This is a genomic window from Lysinibacillus sp. OF-1 (assembly GCF_028356935.1).
Classification (GTDB): domain Bacteria; phylum Bacillota; class Bacilli; order Bacillales_A; family Planococcaceae; genus Lysinibacillus; species Lysinibacillus fusiformis_D.
The window spans coordinates 2,097,186-2,113,302 of sequence record NZ_CP102798.1; the positions used below are offsets into that span (position 1 = coordinate 2,097,186).

Annotated in this window: 19 protein-coding genes; 15 read left to right on the plus strand and 4 right to left on the minus strand. The window is 37.7% G+C overall.

The window, feature by feature from the left end; all coding sequences use genetic code 11:
* Window positions 1-81 precede the first annotated feature (81 nt).
* The 6 genes from NV349_RS10165 (at window position 82) to NV349_RS10195 (ending at window position 6,284) form a co-directional block, all read left to right on the plus strand.
* Window positions 82-300, plus strand: coding sequence for a heavy-metal-associated domain-containing protein (locus NV349_RS10165; RefSeq protein ID WP_010731340.1), 219 nt, complete (start codon window positions 82-84; stop codon window positions 298-300).
* A 150-nt stretch (window positions 301-450) separates the two neighbouring features.
* Entirely contained in the window at window positions 451-2,397 is a 1,947-nt protein-coding gene (locus NV349_RS10170) for a heavy metal translocating P-type ATPase (RefSeq protein WP_271910972.1), read from the plus strand.
* A gap of 71 nt (window positions 2,398-2,468) precedes the next feature.
* A complete protein-coding gene (locus NV349_RS10175; RefSeq protein WP_086709174.1) occupies window positions 2,469-2,813 on the plus strand; it encodes an ArsR/SmtB family transcription factor in 345 nt (114 codons plus the stop codon).
* A 414-nt stretch (window positions 2,814-3,227) separates the two neighbouring features.
* Window positions 3,228-4,550 (plus strand): ISL3 family transposase, encoded by a 1,323-nt coding sequence (locus NV349_RS10185; RefSeq protein ID WP_086709176.1) that lies wholly within the window; start codon window positions 3,228-3,230, stop codon window positions 4,548-4,550.
* Between the two features lie 194 nt (window positions 4,551-4,744).
* Window positions 4,745-5,248, plus strand: a complete 504-nt coding sequence (locus NV349_RS10190) for a hypothetical protein (protein ID WP_271913271.1) — start codon at window positions 4,745-4,747, stop codon at window positions 5,246-5,248.
* Entirely contained in the window at window positions 5,226-6,284 is a 1,059-nt protein-coding gene (locus NV349_RS10195; RefSeq protein WP_271913272.1) for a Ger(x)C family spore germination protein, read from the plus strand. Before NV349_RS10190 ends, NV349_RS10195 begins: the two co-directional genes overlap by 23 nt.
* 65 nt (window positions 6,285-6,349) lie before the next feature.
* Here NV349_RS10195 and NV349_RS10200 read toward each other — a convergent pair whose 3' ends face one another.
* Complete coding sequence (locus NV349_RS10200; protein ID WP_271913273.1) at window positions 6,350-7,003, minus strand: FusB/FusC family EF-G-binding protein; 654 nt, start codon at window positions 7,001-7,003, stop codon at window positions 6,350-6,352.
* A gap of 359 nt (window positions 7,004-7,362) precedes the next feature.
* On the opposite strand from NV349_RS10200, the gene NV349_RS10205 reads away from it, so the two are divergent.
* Window positions 7,363-8,001: a class I SAM-dependent methyltransferase gene (locus NV349_RS10205; protein ID WP_271913275.1), complete on the plus strand. Its 639-nt coding sequence runs from the start codon at window positions 7,363-7,365 to the stop codon at window positions 7,999-8,001.
* On the opposite strand, the gene NV349_RS10210 is transcribed toward NV349_RS10205, so the two are convergent.
* Window positions 7,991-8,236, minus strand: coding sequence for a hypothetical protein (locus NV349_RS10210; protein ID WP_271913277.1), 246 nt, complete (start codon window positions 8,234-8,236; stop codon window positions 7,991-7,993). The two genes, NV349_RS10205 and NV349_RS10210, sit on opposite strands and share 11 nt — an antisense overlap.
* A gap of 392 nt (window positions 8,237-8,628) precedes the next feature.
* Between NV349_RS10210 and NV349_RS10215 the strand changes: the two genes are divergently transcribed.
* The 8 genes from NV349_RS10215 to thrS all read left to right on the plus strand — a co-directional run bounded on the left by NV349_RS10215 (window position 8,629) and on the right by thrS (window position 14,774).
* Window positions 8,629-9,027 (plus strand): MarR family winged helix-turn-helix transcriptional regulator, encoded by a 399-nt coding sequence (locus tag NV349_RS10215; RefSeq protein ID WP_271913280.1) that lies wholly within the window; start codon window positions 8,629-8,631, stop codon window positions 9,025-9,027.
* Window positions 9,027-9,374 (plus strand): DUF3147 family protein, encoded by a 348-nt coding sequence (locus NV349_RS10220; protein ID WP_036122492.1) that lies wholly within the window; start codon window positions 9,027-9,029, stop codon window positions 9,372-9,374. Before NV349_RS10215 ends, NV349_RS10220 begins: the two co-directional genes overlap by 1 nt.
* A gap of 15 nt (window positions 9,375-9,389) precedes the next feature.
* Window positions 9,390-9,875 carry a GNAT family N-acetyltransferase gene (locus NV349_RS10225; RefSeq protein WP_089932211.1) on the plus strand — a complete coding sequence of 162 codons (486 nt, stop codon included), beginning with the start codon at window positions 9,390-9,392 and terminating at the stop codon, window positions 9,873-9,875.
* A gap of 48 nt (window positions 9,876-9,923) precedes the next feature.
* Window positions 9,924-10,388, plus strand: a complete 465-nt coding sequence (locus NV349_RS10230) for a hypothetical protein (protein ID WP_058843179.1) — start codon at window positions 9,924-9,926, stop codon at window positions 10,386-10,388.
* Window positions 10,389-10,522: 134 nt separating this feature from the next.
* The gene (locus NV349_RS10235; RefSeq protein WP_271913282.1) at window positions 10,523-11,029 is read left to right on the plus strand and encodes a hypothetical protein; all 507 of its coding nucleotides are present in this window, start codon (window positions 10,523-10,525) and stop codon (window positions 11,027-11,029) included.
* Between the two features lie 121 nt (window positions 11,030-11,150).
* The gene (locus NV349_RS10240) at window positions 11,151-11,717 is read left to right on the plus strand and encodes a hypothetical protein (RefSeq protein WP_271913284.1); all 567 of its coding nucleotides are present in this window, start codon (window positions 11,151-11,153) and stop codon (window positions 11,715-11,717) included.
* Window positions 11,718-11,729: 12 nt separating this feature from the next.
* Window positions 11,730-12,089, plus strand: a complete 360-nt coding sequence (locus tag NV349_RS10245) for a hypothetical protein (RefSeq protein ID WP_058843181.1) — start codon at window positions 11,730-11,732, stop codon at window positions 12,087-12,089.
* Window positions 12,090-12,857: 768 nt separating this feature from the next.
* Window positions 12,858-14,774, plus strand: a complete 1,917-nt coding sequence (gene thrS, locus NV349_RS10250) for a threonine--tRNA ligase (protein ID WP_271913286.1) — start codon at window positions 12,858-12,860, stop codon at window positions 14,772-14,774.
* 129 nt (window positions 14,775-14,903) lie between these two features.
* On the opposite strand, the gene NV349_RS10255 is transcribed toward thrS, so the two are convergent.
* Together NV349_RS10255 and NV349_RS10260 are read right to left on the minus strand one after the other, a co-directional pair.
* Complete coding sequence (locus tag NV349_RS10255) at window positions 14,904-15,374, minus strand: hypothetical protein (protein ID WP_036122471.1); 471 nt, start codon at window positions 15,372-15,374, stop codon at window positions 14,904-14,906.
* A 174-nt stretch (window positions 15,375-15,548) separates the two neighbouring features.
* A complete protein-coding gene (locus NV349_RS10260) occupies window positions 15,549-15,719 on the minus strand; it encodes an aspartyl-phosphate phosphatase Spo0E family protein (protein ID WP_036122469.1) in 171 nt (56 codons plus the stop codon).
* Window positions 15,720-16,117: the final 398 nt, after the last annotated feature.

The window sequence follows — 16,117 nt, forward strand, 5'->3', positions numbered from 1 at the left end:
CTATTACACTATACAATGTAATTGTGAAATTGGTAATAAAAAGTATTATCGTTTTACTTAAATAAAAGGGAGGAATTTAAAATGAATTCAGCAAAAACTGATGTTCTAAAAGTGGAAGGTTTGGATTGCCCTTCATGTGCAACAACAGTTGAAAAAGCTTTGAAAAAATTAAAGGGAATTCAAAGTACAGAGGCTAACTTTTTTGCGGAAAAATTAACTGTAACTTATGATGATTCCAGAGTAACTCTTGACGACATTGCTGATAAATTAAAAAAAGTAGGTCACCCTGTAGTTAAATAACTCCAGTTTTCCCACTTAATGTTATCCCTTTAGATAACTTTTGAGTGGGGTTTAGTATTTAATTTATCTTTTCCTATCAAATGAATAAAAACATATCAATTTTTTTGATTACATTTTAAAAATGGAACATAAATAAGGGGGAACACAGAAATGAATACAAGGTGGTATAAACACCCAAGGACAATACTGTTGATTATTGCCGCAACCGTCACAGCATTTACACTGATTGCAGAAATTGGATTCGGTCTACCTGAAATGTGGGCGATTATTTTATATAGTATTGCAATTGTTGTTGGAGGGATCTATCCAGCAAGAAGTGCATGGGTTGAATTAAGAAATGGAAGTCTCTCCATTAATACATTGCTTATTGCGGCAGTAATTGGAGCTATTTATCTAGGATTATGGGAAGAAGCTGCGATGCTTGTCGTTATTTTCTCTTTAGGTGAATTAATGGAATCATACGCATCAGATAAAGCCAGAAATGCAATTAGAGCATTAGTTGAATTAGCCCCTAGTGAAGCAACAGTCATTCGAAATGGTCGTCAAATGCGTATATTGACAGAACAAGTGGAAATCAGAGATATCGTTCTGGTACGTCCCGGAGAAAAAATACCAGTTGATGGTGTAGTCACTAAAGGTTCAACTACAGTTGATCAAGCTTCCATTACTGGAGAGTCAATACCTGTATCAAAACAATTAGGAGATGAGGTATTTGCTTCAACATTAAATGGACGTGGTGCATTGGAAATAGAAGTGACTAAACTTGCTCAAGATACAACCCTAGCCCAAATTATTAAATTAGTAGAGGGCGCACAAATGAAAAAAGGGAAAGGACAGCGGTTCAGTGAGAAATTTGGTGCCATTTACACGCCAGCCATGTTTGTATTAGCGATCATTGTGGCTATTGTACCTCCCCTTTTCTTTGGTCAACCTTTTGATGAATGGTTATATAGAGCTTTAGTGGTACTAGTCGTTTCTTGTTCTTGTGGATTAGTACTGTCTGTGCCAGTCGCAGTCGTTACTGGCATTGGAACGGCAGCTCGAAGTGGAGTAATGGTTAAAGGCGGTATTTATATAGAATCAGCTGGTAGTACTCAAGTTGTGGCATTTGATAAAACAGGAACCTTGACAGTTGGAAAGCCTTCGGTCACGGATCTTGTAACGGTATCAGACCTTTCAAATAAGCAATTATTGGATATTGCTGGTGCGCTTGAAAAACAATCCGAACATCCTTTAGCTGATGCGATTATGGAAGAAACATTAAACAAAAAGATTACAATTCCAGATGTAGAAGAATTCGATTCACTTACAGGTCGTGGGGCAAAAGGTAAGATTAACGGAAATAATTACTACATTGGAAATCCACGCTTGTTTAACGAATTAAAAGTAAACATAAATAAAGACCACGTCATGCAAATTGAAAAGCTGCAAGGACAAGGGAAAACTGTCATGCTCTTAGGAACTGCCAATGAAGTACTTGGGATGATTGCAGTAGCTGATAGACCCAAAGAAAATGCAAAACAAGCTATTCAAAGTTTGAAAGAAGCTGGTGTGAAAAAGGTTGTTATGCTAACAGGTGATAATAGACTAACAGGTGAAGCAATTGGTAAAGAACTTGGCGTTGATGAAGTAAGAGCAGAACTCCTTCCAGAAGATAAGATTAACGCAGTGAAAGAATTGCAAAAACAGTATGGGCAGGTAGCGATGGTAGGAGATGGTGTAAATGATGCACCAGCACTGGCTCAGGCTGATGTAGGTATTGCAATGGGAGTTCAAGGAACAGACGTTGCACTAGAGACAGCAGATATTGCTTTAATGCAGGATAATTTAGATCAACTAGTATATACACTAAAATTAAGTAAAAAGACAGTTTCTAAAATATACCAAAATATTGCTATTTCGTTAGCGATAGTTGCGTTCCTTGTTGTGACTGCCTTGATCGGAGTCATGCCTCTTACATTAGGTTTAATTATAAATGAAGGTAGTGCATTACTTATTATTATCAACGGAATGTTCCTACGCAGGCATAAATGGAAAAAAGAAGGAATAAGGGTTGAAAACAATCAAAGTAATATTCCATTGGCTGATGCGGAATAATCTAAAAAAATATAATTTGACACACAAACTATTACACTATATAATGTAATAGTGAAGTGGAGGAGGAAATAATGGAAGAAAATTGTTGTACACCTAAACCTCAGCTAACGGATCGTCCTTTGTTGGATATAGATTATGCGGAGGGATTGAGCGAAACGTTTAAAATCCTTTCAAACGGCACGAGGCTTCGGATATTACACGCAGTGATTCGAACACCAAACATATCCGTTACTGAGTTGGCTGAACAACTCGAAATGAAACCTCAAGCCATCTCTAACCAACTTCAACGATTAGATGATAAGGGCATTGTTCGTTCGTCTCGTGAGGGAAATTTTATTCGGTATCGAGTTGTTGATCCTTGTGTAACCAGCCTTTTACACGAAGGATGGTGCCTAACAGAAGATTTACCAAAATAGGAGGAGATTCAAAGTGGAAAAATGTGCACGCTCTAACTGTAATTGTCTTATTGGTGAGAACAAAGTAGAGGTTGATGGAAAAGTTTATTGTAATCAAGAATGTGCAGATCATTGTACTGATGAAGTTTGCGAGTGCAAAGATTGTAGCTGTGCAACTGCATAATTGAATAATAATGAAGGTTATCCTGTGCAACTATAGGATAACCTTTTTTGTACATAGGCTATCCAACGATAGGGTGCATTATTTAATGCAAACTCTACAAAAGGAATTTTCCAAACTATTTTCCTATCACCTATTGTATATGCTTTAAGGGATTTTCTAAGTGCATTTGTGGTCACAAAAAATATTTAACAATTTTAATTTTGATATCAAATCTATACTTGAAAAACACGGAGTAGTAAAGGATGAACAATATGTTAGACCTATTATTCCTACCAGACCTTAAAACAATAGAACCACCACAAGAAAATGAAACCGACATGATGTTTAAAGTGGAAGCAATCAAACCACCTGAACGTTGTCCTAAATGCGGTTTTGACAAACTGTACAAGCATAGTTCACGAAAACAATTAATCATGGACTTGCCTATTCATTTAAAGCGAGTAGGCTTACAAGTAAACCGTAGACGTTATAAATGTCGTGAGTGTGGTTCCACATTTTGGGAACGCCTTATATCCATTGACGAAAAGCGTAGTATGACTAAAAGATTGTTGGAGTCCATTGAAGAACAGTCCATGTCTAAAACTTTTGTGGAAGTAGCAGAAAACGTTGGTGTAGACGAGAAAACCGTTAGGAACATCTTTAAAAACTATGTGGCATTAAAAGAACTTGAATACCAGTTTGAAACTCCTAAATGGCTCGGTATTGACGAAATACACATTATCAAGAAACCTCGTCTTGTATTGACCAATGTGGAACGTAGAACTATATATGACATAAAACCCAATCGTAACAAAGATACGGTCATTCAACGCCTTTCTGAGATTACAGACAATACTTATATCGAATACGTCACAATGGATATGTGGAAGCCCTACAAAGACGCAGTTAATACAGTTATGCCACACGCAAAAGTAGTTGTAGATAAGTTTCATGTAGTCCGTATGGCTAATCAAGCCTTAGACAGTGTTAGGAAGTCTCTTAAAGCCAATATGACAGCCAAAGAAAGGCGTACCCTTATGCGTGAGAGGTATATCCTTCTTAAACGAAAGCATGACCTGAATGAACGAGACTCATTCCTTTTGGATACTTGGTTAAGTAATTTACCTGAACTAAAAGAAGCCTATGAACTTAAAGAAGAGTTCTACTGGATATGGGATACAGATGACCTTGACCAAGGCAGAGAACGTTACAGGTATTGGAGACAACGTTGTTTATCCAGTAACTCTAAAAACGCCTATAAAGACCTCGTAAGAGCCGTAGAAAACTGGCAAGATGAAATCTTCAACTACTTCGATAAAAGGCTCACTAACGCTTATACAGAGTCTATAAATAGCATCATTAGGCAAGTAGAACGAATGGGTAGAGGTTACTCATTTGAAGCCTTACGAGCCAAAATACTTTTTAATGAGAAGCTCCATAAGAAACGGAAGCCTCGATTTAATTCAAGTGCTTTCAGCAAAGCTATGTTATACGATAGTTTCAATTCGTATCAAATAACAGACCGTGACAAAACAGGCAACTATGGTGTAGATTTTTCCACACTTATTAAGAAATTGGAGAAGGGTAACTTATAGACCCTTTTCCACCATAAAATCCGAAGACCCTTTTTTTTATGATTACTCCTTTCATACTGTTTATCATTGTCTCTTCCATAGTAAATTTTGATTTTCATAATGGATTCCCAATACGAAATTCATCGTTTGAGTTCTTACTAGATATCCATTTTTACTATCTCATTGGATTTTCAGCATTTTTATTTTTAGGATTTATGGTTTCTAAAAAACCATTGGTATTTCGAGATATTTTTATAGCCTGGTTTTCTGTCATCATGGTTTACTTAGCCTTTGTTTATATACCACTTTTTATTTTTGGACAAGAAACAGTTGTTACCATGTCCTTACCCTTTGTAGTAGCGATGGACTCAGTTGATATTCGTTGGCTAGCTTTTAACCGCCAAACGATGTTCTTTGGTATTTCTTCAATTGGCTTTATGTTAATTTTTAATGCTGTGATGCTTTGGATGATTAGTCAAATTATGCAGAAATTATTCAGCAGGCTTCACGTAAAATCAGCATGGTGGATTATGATCTTTTCACTTATTGGATATACTGCAGGATTATTTATTCCGAATCAAGTTTGGACAAATACATTGATTTTGTTAAATAGAGGGGCTCAAGTTTATTTTATGCTTATGATCCCTGTAACGGTATATATCTATGGCATTGTGATAAAGAGAAAGGTGACGAACGATGAAAGAAAATCATCCTTGTAGCATGCTCATTATATGTATGTTTTTGCTATTACCTTTTCTTGGCGGATGCTGGGATGTGAAAGATATCGATAAAAGATTATTACCTTTGGTTATAGGTATTGCTAAGGAGAATGAGGACTATCATGTGACGCTGCAAATCCCCATTACACAAAAGGAAAATGAAGTATCAAGAATTGTAACAGGCAAAGCTGATACGGTTTTAAAGGTGCTAGGGGAAGTTCGTACAAACTCTGAAGAAGCAGTGGATTACTCCCATATAGAATTAATTGTCATTCAAAGCAACTTGGCGGCCGATCAAGCGGAATTAAGGGAGCTCATAAAATTTTTAATGGATTCGGAAGAAATCCCTTCGAGAGCATTGTTAACCATAACTGATGATAAAATCGACAAAGTCCTTTCCAACATTAACGATAAATTAGGGGTGAATGCGACTTCCATTTACAATTACTTTAACAAAGGGGCAGGGTGGGCACCTGAGATAACAAGCATTCATATTTGGGAAGTATACCGAAGTCTATTTTCTTATACAAAAGATATTACAGTTCCAGTTGTTCGTGCTGGAAATGATACAGTGTTAGTCTATGAAGGCTCTATGGTGTTGAAAAATGGTGAATTAATGGCAAGAATTAATTCAGATGAAAGCCAGCTAAGTAAGCTATTTCAAAACGCGAATGCAAAGGGGAAAATCGAAAGCCTTGATTTAGCGAGTATTATGGTGGTCAACAGTTCCCTTAAAAATAAAGCCTCTTTGAAGAACAATAAACCCGTTGTGGCAAGTCATTTAAAATTAAAAATCGATATTTTAGAGAGAAAAAAAGATGTGTCAAATGACCAAATTACGAAAGAGCTAACAAAGCTTATGGAAAAACGGTTTTATGATATGTTTGAACAAGCGCAAGCAAATGGGGTGGAGATTTTCGGATTTGGACAACTCTTTCGTGATCAGCTCTCCTATCAAGAACTAAGGAACTGGAGAGAAGGCTTTTATCCTTACTTGAAGGTGGATTTTCAGGTGAATGTGAGTGTAGACTCATAGCTATCTTGTGGCATAAGGAAGGGCAGAAATGTTGCTGGCACAACACTTCTGCCCTTAATCAATCGCTATTTTTTCGTAATGCGCTCAAAAAATTCGACGGTTTTATTCATATCTGTAACATGTTCATTGCACGTCTTACTATCCGCACAAATGTAATTGCTATGGGAGGTAAATGTGCCAACGACCTGTCCTTTGATCGAGGTAGTAAACAAGCCAACATCTGCATGGCGATTACAGATGGCGCAAATGCCGCGCACAGTGCTGTTGGGAAATGTGCCTTTAATACCTGCTAGCTGTCCATTTTGATCAAGGACAACGTATTTTCGATGTGTGCCGGGGTCATCCCATGCAAGATAACAAATTCGCTGGAAATCGAGTGCTTCTAGATTTGGTAGCTTTAGCTTTTTCTCCTTTTTAAATAAGGTTTTAAGCGTACTGGCTGTCACTGGCTTGAACGGGATGACATATGGCTTTAATTGTTCTAAAAAGGCATCCCCTTGCGCCCGATCTGTTATAGCAAAAAGTTGTTCAATCAGCTTTGTTTCCGTTGCTGATAACTCTAATTTTGTCGTTACCTCTGTATCCACAAGGCCCCGAACGGCTAGGATGACGTTTTTATCGTTCGTTGTCGTAAGAGCATGTAAAATTTTATTTAATTGCTGTTCTAGTAAATGATAATTAGCGACCGTTAAAAACGGCTGAATTGTTTGTTGTTCCATTTGAAATCTCTCCTGTTTAGTAGGCTATTTTATAAACTTTTGGCCTAAAGAGATCATTCAATTTTAGGTTATTTGTATAACTTAATCTAGACCTCTTTGACCTAAAGAAGACGTTCTAGAGCAAGCATTACAAGTGAATGCGTTCATGTCGATTCCTCCTTGAAAGAAAACTACGATTATTATAACATCTTTTGACATTTTGATAAATGCTAAAGCTCTACTTATTTTCTGAATTGTTTGATAGGTAGAAAATTGGTATAATGGTCTAAATTGGTTGACAGAGGGGGACTTTTTATGAAACAGATGACTGCATGGAAAACAACGCTTACTTGGAGAATTTATCAATTGTAGGAGGCATTATGATACTCAATAAACAAGGCTTTGATTTGTGGGCGGACGGGTATGATCAAACCGTGCAACTAAGTGAAGAAAATAATCAATATCCATTTGCAGGCTATAAAGCGATTTTAAATAAAATTATTAATGAAGTAATGGAGGTTCCCGCTTCCACTGTTTTAGATATTGGCTTTGGGACAGGTGTATTAACAGCGAAGCTTTATGAACATGGGCACGCCATCAATGGCCTCGATTTCTCATCCAATATGATCGCCATTGCGAAGGAAAAAATGCCACAGGCCAACTTAATCGAGTGGGACTTAACGAAAGGCTTGCCACCAGCGCTATTACAGCAATCATACGATGCCATTGTTAGTACGTATGCGCTTCATCATTTTACAGATGAGCAGAAGATTACGTATATTACACAATTACTACGGCAGCTAACGCCAACTGGTAAAATATTAATTGGCGATGTTGCCTTTGAAACAAGAGCGCAGCTGGAACAATGCCGTCAAGACAGCAAAGGTTACTGGGATGATGATGAATTTTATTTTGTCCATGAGGAGCTAAAAGCCTCGTTACAGGATATTTGTCAGCTTAGATTTTATCCGCTATCGCATTGTGGTGGGGTTTTTGTGATAAAAGCTATTACGAGATAAAATGACAGTTCTTCTCCACATAAAAGGAGCTATCGAATGGATAGCTCCTTTTCCCTGTTAAGCAAACATCGACAAAATATATTTGCCAGATAGCATAGATAGCGAGTGCACTCATGACAGAGATGCCTGGTTTAAACCAGCTAAAGGCTAGCATAGTAAATAACAGCATGCCAACCGCTCCAAAAACGGTGTTTTGTAAGACGGTATGAAAGGTATCTTCCTTCCTATTTTTCATTTGCATGCCTATATTAATTATAAGCGTGAGTATTGGCAGGCTGTACAAAAATCAATACTTAGATTGGCTTAGCAGCAGCGCTAACACCATAATGGTGCCACCTACTAAAAAATAGAGAAAGTATAACATAGGATGCTTTCAATTAAATTCAGAAGAAAGTAATGATACTGTGGAAAATGCTTGTGTACAATTACCTCTTCATCCTATTTAGCAAAATATGCAGAAAGATAGGTGGGGACAAAAAATAGAGAGACTATTTCTGAGAAGGCGTGTCTCACTCAATCTATTCAAAAGAAATATCTGAAAATATAAACTTTAATAAGCTATCTTTTAATATATCGCTTTATACGATATAATCGCATTGATCGATATATATTAAAGGAGTTAGCACGATGATTAAAGAGATAAATGACTATTTTACAACGATATTCTATCATCTACATACAACACATGAGGATGTTATTTCCCATCAAAGCGTACGTATTTTACAGATGATTCAAAAGGAAGAGGAAGTCACGGTGCGTGATATTGCAGGATTATTAAATATTTCTCATAATACAGCATCAGAGCATGTGAAAAAGCTAGAGCGTCATGGCTGGGTGACGAAAGAACGAGGGCGTGACGACCAGCGTAAAGTGATACTTCATTTAACAGCAGAAGGTCTACAGGTGCTGAAGAAAAACTCGGAGTTAGATGATGCTAAGCTACAGCAAGCCCTTCATCAGCTAACTGAACAAGAACAGCAAGCCATCCTCCAGGCATTTCGACGTCTAAGTGAGGTGGCAAAATAATGTATACATTTTTTAAAATCCTGAGCTCAGCAGCCATCATTGGTATTGTGACAGAGGTGGCACGAAGGTTTCCTACCTATGGCGGAATTATTGCCGCATTACCATTGGTCAGTATTTTAAGTATTATTTGGCTAACGGTGCAAAGTGAGCCAAGTGAGCATATTCAGCGCTTTACAGTGGGTGTCATCGTTGGTTTACCAGCAACGATGTGTATGCTTTTTGTTATTTATATGGCGATGAAATCCTCGATGCATATTGTACTCGCGATTGGTCTCGGTGTGCTGTCATGGGCTGTGTTCCTAAGCATACAAAAGGCCATTGCAGGTGTTTTTCATATTTCAATGTAAAAGGGGGAATTTTATATGACAATTATGGCGATTCATCAAGTGCCAAAACAAGAGGTAAACCAATTTTTTCAGGAGCATTGGGGTTCGACCGAGATGGTCATTTCCAGTGGTATCTATAACTGTAGTGAATTAGATGGCTTTGTTTTTGTAAATGAGCAACAAGCAATGATTGGTTTGATCACCTACATTATACGAGAAAGGGACTGTGAAATCATTTCATTAGATAGTACAGTCGAGGGCAAAGGCATTGGGACAGCTCTTGTGAAAGCCGTCGAACAGACAGCGGTGGAACAAAACTGTGCAATCATTTCTTTAATTACCACAAATGATAATTTGCATGCCTTAAAGTTCTATCAAAAACGAGGGTATTGTTTAATAGAAATACTGCGTAATGCAGTTGAAAAAGCGAGGGTCTATAAGCCTTCTATCCCATTACTCGGCGATGACGGCATTCCGATACGAGATGAAATACGTTTACAAAAACAACTTGACTTCCAATAAGTCAGGTTGTTTTTTGTTATACTGTGGATGAGGAAAGAGAGGGAAAGCATGAAAAAAATACTATTTATTTTAGTACTGAGTGTGCTTGTGGTCGGAGCTGTTTTTATGATTTATCTCAAAAGTAATCCACCGCTCGCCATCGAAAGCTATACAAGTAAACAGGGGAATGAGGCAGTCAAAATCATTGCACTTGAGAATAAGGGCTTGCGTGATATCAAGCTAACACAGCTACTTGTCAATGACCGGCTTCCTGAGAGTACAGAGCTTGTCATTAGTAAGTCAGAACCATTTGAGGCGGAAACTAAGCTAGAGGGAAATGAGCATCTATCCTTTCATAAGTTATCACAGCGTACGATTTTACCTCGGCAATACATAGATCCACAAGCCATTGGCAAGGAGCCTCAGCATTATGCGGTTCAAGTCCAAGCTCCTGATATCAGGAAAATAACGATTCAATATGAATATTTAAAAATACCCTTTACGCTAACTGCTGAGCTACAAGCAAACAAATAACCAATTGGAGAGCAAATTTTGTCTTATCCTTTATGCCTGTGTCAATTTCTAAGATTGTTTGATGAAAAGCACCTATTCCTCCTAAATCATGGTAATCTTATAGTAACAGCAATTGTGATACTAGGAGGGACCTAATGGCATTTATCATTTGTGGTATAGTACTATTTATCTGTGTTATCACTGTGGTTTTAGTGTTTAGGAAAAAGTTTTCAAAAAATGATATTATGCTTGACGTGACAGCCACCTGTGAAGGGAGAAATGAAGACAAACAAGCAATTATGAAAATATATTTTACGTATTCCATTGGTCGTCTTGTCACAAGGAAACGAGATATCATAGGTAGTATTGAGTGGTCTGAAGGGTGGATGCCTGTCAGCTATAACTTAAAAGAGCATGGTGTTTATCGTGAGGAAAAACTTCTCTATGCAACGAACGAGCAGTCTTATTCTACCTTTGAAATCAATGCGATGAATGCTATTGATGAACAAGGTCGAGGAGAGGGCTATGTTGTCCTTGTACTGGAAAAGCCGAATCCTTCTCATATGTCCAGAGCAGGTGTTGTACTAGCTGTCACTGCCAATATGGTTACCTATCAATTAGCAGACTCAACCAGCTGGCACAATGATGTGGTGGTCCATTAGCTATCCAATTTATTGGATAGCTTTTTTGGTGCTTAAAAGTAAATTTAGGCCGTTTATGGAACCAAATGGTGGGAATATCGTATAGAAAGAGGAAGGACTTGTAGGGTGAAGGAGGATATGGATGTCCAAATGTTCAAGCAATAGCTATGACTTAAAGCTAGTCGCAATCGATGAGCAAATATATGCACTTTTACAGCAACGTAAAGAGGTATGCAGTCATACCCCAGATTTTCCCTCAGATGAAATCATTTCGGAATGGGCACAGCAATATGGTTTCGATCACACTTTTTTAGCTATGTTCTTTCACTTAATGAGAAGAGAAAAATACTATAATCCAAAAGTAGAACCAGCAGGCTTCCGTCACTATATCCCTGTGTTACAAACGGTAGAAAAGGGAGGGCGATTGTATACGCTTTCTTCTATTCGTCAATATGAAAATGCCAGTATTGTGCAGTTATTAGTTGATTGGGATGAGCAGCAAGAACCAGAGCAAACGATTCAACTCATTGATGAGTCCTATGAATGCCAAATTAGAGGTACAAGAGGCTCGAATGGGCATGAAAGCAGTACATTTATTGTGACACCACCCTTGCCAGAAGATATCCAAGGATTTGATTTTGTTTTTACACAATACGAAGATGTTTTTGAGGAAAAACCTACAGGATGGGCTGTCACCATACATGGTTAGGAGGAATGTTCAATGAAAAAATGGCTTTTTCCATTGGTCATCGTAGTCATTCTAGTAGCGGCCTGTCAAAGCCCTGAGCAAGAGGTGCACTATATTGCCAAAAGTGAGCATTGGAAAGCGATCTATCACAGTAATGGTGATGAGGGTTTACGCTTATTTTATCTAGGGAATCATGATGATCTAGGACCCTTAGAAATCACGATTGAGGGGACAAAAGAATCCCAAAGTTTAAGCGATGTTCAGTTAAATAAAGATGGCTATTATTCCTTCACAAAGAAAGAAAGTGAGAAAATTTTTAAACGAGAGACAAAGCCAATGGTTCATGTGCAATGGCAATCTGATAGCGAGACTTTAGAAGTGAAAAATCATTAGGAGATAATAAAAATATGCGAATTGAACAACGCGAGGATGTAGTCATCATAAATGGATTGGAGATTAGTGGATCTATTCAAAAAAACAAAAAATGCACCACATGCCAAAGTCAGATTATTTATGATGACACGTTCGATAGTTATTTTTGTGCAAGCTGTAATGAGTGGCTTGAGGAGGCATGTGAAGATCCGCATTGCACCTACTGCGTCCAACGACCAGACTCCCCATTGTCAGACAATCGCTAAATTTTTTTATTTTCATGTTTGACAAAAAATCCATGATTCGTTATAGTAATTAACAATTTCATACAAAAATGAAATAAGCAATGATAAGGATAAGAGATTCGATTAACCATTTTCAGAGAGGGAAGTACTGGCTGCAAGCTTCCTAATGTTGTGATCCCATCTTACTACCTTGGAGCTGTGCTTGGAAACTTGCACCGTCTTTTGCTACGTTACAGCAAAGTCAATGAGCCACTAGCACATAAACTAGTGGGAATTTGGGTGGAACCACGGGTAATAACACATACTCGTCCCTTCTTAGGGGCGGTTATGTGTTTTTTTTATTTTGATTCAGCAAATATCTTTTGTATCGAAAGCATAGCGGCAGATATAGAAGGCCCTTTCCGAAGGGGAACGGAATCAAGATAAAAGCCTCTGGCGGATGTCCTAGATTTTGAAGAGTAGCTTTTCGAGCTTGCTTGAAAAAAATCAGGACACAATTACCCCGAGGCGTAAATGATTTTATAACAAAAAAGGAGTAGAGAACATGTCAAATCAAGATATTCACATTCAATTTCCAGATGGTCAACAGCAAACTTTTACAAAAGGCGTGACACTAACCGATATTGCGCAAGCTATTCGTCCTGAGCTTCGCAAAAAGGCAGTAGCAGGAAGTGTTAATGGAACCATCGTTGATTTGACGCACCCGATTACAGCAGATGCTCAAATTTCATTGTACGATGCAAGCTCGAAGGAAGGGATCGAGGTTATTCGCCATTCAACAGCTCATCTATTAGCTCAGGCGATTAAACGACTTTACCCCCATGCCCAATTTGGGGTAGGACCAGTGATTGAAAATGGTTTTTATTATGATATAGAGATTGCAGATACGCTAACACCGAGTGATTTGCAGCGAATTGAGAAAAAGATGAAACAAATTGTGCAGGAAAATGTCCCGATTCACAGGCGCGAAGTGTCACGACAAGAAGCCAAACAATTATTTGTGCATGATGCGTTAAAGCTAGAACTGTTGGAGGCAATACCTGCGAATGAGACAGTAACGATTTATGAGCAAGGAGAGTTTTACGATTTATGTCGCGGCCCTCATGTTCCAGCCACAGGTAAGTTGCAGCACTTTAAATTAATGCAAGTGTCAGGTGCGTATTGGCGTGGCGATAGCAACAATCAAATGCTCCAGCGTATTTATGGAGTAGCTTTTGCCACAAAAGAAGAATTGCACAATCATTTTGTATTTTTGGAGGAAGCGGAAAAACGGAATCATCGCAAGCTAGGCAAAGAACTATCGTTATTTATGTTTTCAGAGGAAGCACCTGGCATGCCTTTTTATTTAGCAAACGGTCAAATTTTACGCAATGAGCTGGAATCGTATTTGCGCAATCTACAAGCGAAGTATGACTATAGAGAAGTACGGACTCCACTGATGATGAACCAACGTCTATGGGAGCAGTCGGGACATTGGGACCACTATAAGGATAATATGTATTTTACACAGGTCGATGATCAGAGCTTTGCCTTAAAGCCTATGAACTGCCCTGGTCATATGCTGATTTTTAAAAATTCCTTACACTCTTATAGAGATTTACCCATTCGTATGGCGGAATTTGGGCAAGTGCACCGACATGAATTTAGTGGAGCCTTGAATGGTCTATTACGTGTACGTTCATTTTGTCAGGATGATGCCCATATTTTCGTAACACCACAGCAAATTGAAGATGAAATTGCCTTGGCATTAAACATTATTGATGAAGTGTACAACGTCTTTGGCTTCGAGTATACGATTGAATTATCGACACGACCAGATGATTATATGGGTGATTTGGCTTTGTGGGATCAAGCGGAGGGGGCACTGGAAAATGTCCTCAAGAATTTAGGTATTGCCTATACGATTAATGAGGGCGATGGGGCATTCTATGGACCGAAGATTGACATCCATATTAAGGATGCCATTCAGCGCAGTCATCAGTGTGCAACGGTTCAGCTCGATTTCCAGCTACCGGAGAAATTTGATTTAACGTATATTAATGAAAATAATGAAAAAGTAAGACCTGTTGTTATTCATCGGGCAGTGTTTGGCTCGATTGACCGCTTCTTAGGTATTTTAATTGAACATTTCAGCGGAGCATTTCCGACTTGGCTTGCACCACAGCAAGTACTAGTGATTGGTGTAGCAGACGTGCATCAAGCTTATGCTAAGCAAGTAGTAGAAGCTTTACAACAGGAACAAATTCGTGTGCAATTAGATGATCGTCAAGAAAAGCTCGGTAAAAAGATACGCGAAGCCCAATTGCAAAAAATACCGTATATTATTGTTATTGGTGATCGAGAGGTTGCCAATCAAAGTGTAGCTGTACGTAGACATGGTCAGCAAGATTCCACTGACAAAACACTACAGCAGTTACGAGATGAAATAAAGACAGCCATCCAACAAAAAAGTTTATCTTAATAGTCAGCTATAGAAAAGAAAGCTTGCTTTGAATGAAGAACATTCGAAGCAAGCTTTTCAATTATTAAAATTATTTATTTCTATTTTTTGAAATGACTACTAGAATCTACATGATGTGCATACAATGAATTAAAGGTGCTTGGTACTTTCTTGAAAATGCGAATGTCCCAGTAAAATTTCCTGGGTTTCAGCGTCGATGACAAGAAATTTGCGATAGGTCTCATCGGTATTGTGCTGAAAGGATGCTAAAAAATAAACTTGTCGATTGGGATGAATAAAAGTATGTTGAGAGAGGTCTATTGTTTCCTGTTTACCATCTGTTTGTAAATAAAAGCTCTGTGTCGCATTTGCTACATCTTTAAAAGCTATCTTTTGACGAATATTCAATGAAGCATTGGTATATTCCTCATAAATTGCACGATTAAGCTGCTGATAAAATTCGTCCTCATCACGAAACGATTGAAATTGGTTGTTTGGATATTGATATAGTGTGTTTATTTCAGTTGGTGTGCAAAGTGTGGGTGTTGTATGGTCTACTGAATGTTGAGGTGGCAATATTATTTTGGAAACAACCATAAAAGTTAAGAAAAATACGTGCATCGTTCAACCTCCAAATGTTTTCTTATCAAAAACATCGCCTAGTTTTTCTTACTCTATACATAAAAACGCTGGCTAGAGGGAATGCATGTATCATCCTGGATAAAACCAGCCAAAGAAAGTTGGTCTGGCTTTATCACTATCTATTCTTTCTTCTATATATATGCCTCGTTATGATTAGGAAGCTTGTGCTTGTTTTAAATATCTATTAAGTAGGACATCCAATTCTTGACTGTAATCTACTACGGTAGGGTGGGTGAAACCAAGATCCTTTGCTTTTTTATACATAATTCTACGTTTGATCTCAATTTCCGCCTTCAAGAATTGTTTAAGTAATAAGTTTACCAAGATATTTTCCTCCTAATTTTTTTATCCATATTCTTGAAATACATTTTTTATGACCTCGATTCAACTTTCTCATTGTATATCACTTATATTAAAAAAAATGTCATATTGTGTATCATTTCTCAAATTCGTAATTTAGTCATAGATAAGAACCTTCATCCTATTTGATTTTAAAGAAAAAATTTATCTATAATAGATAAAATATACTAATAATTCCTCCCTTTATTGAATTGAATATGAGACTTAAAACCCTATCGGCGGAAAATGGTGGGGTTTTTAGCTTGCTGTAATTTAGAAAGTATTAAGAGAAAAAATGAGAAACTTTAAACCTTTTATACTATGCAAAAAGTTGCTGTTAGAGATCGAATTTTCCGATAATTCAGCGTGTTATTCATATCTTG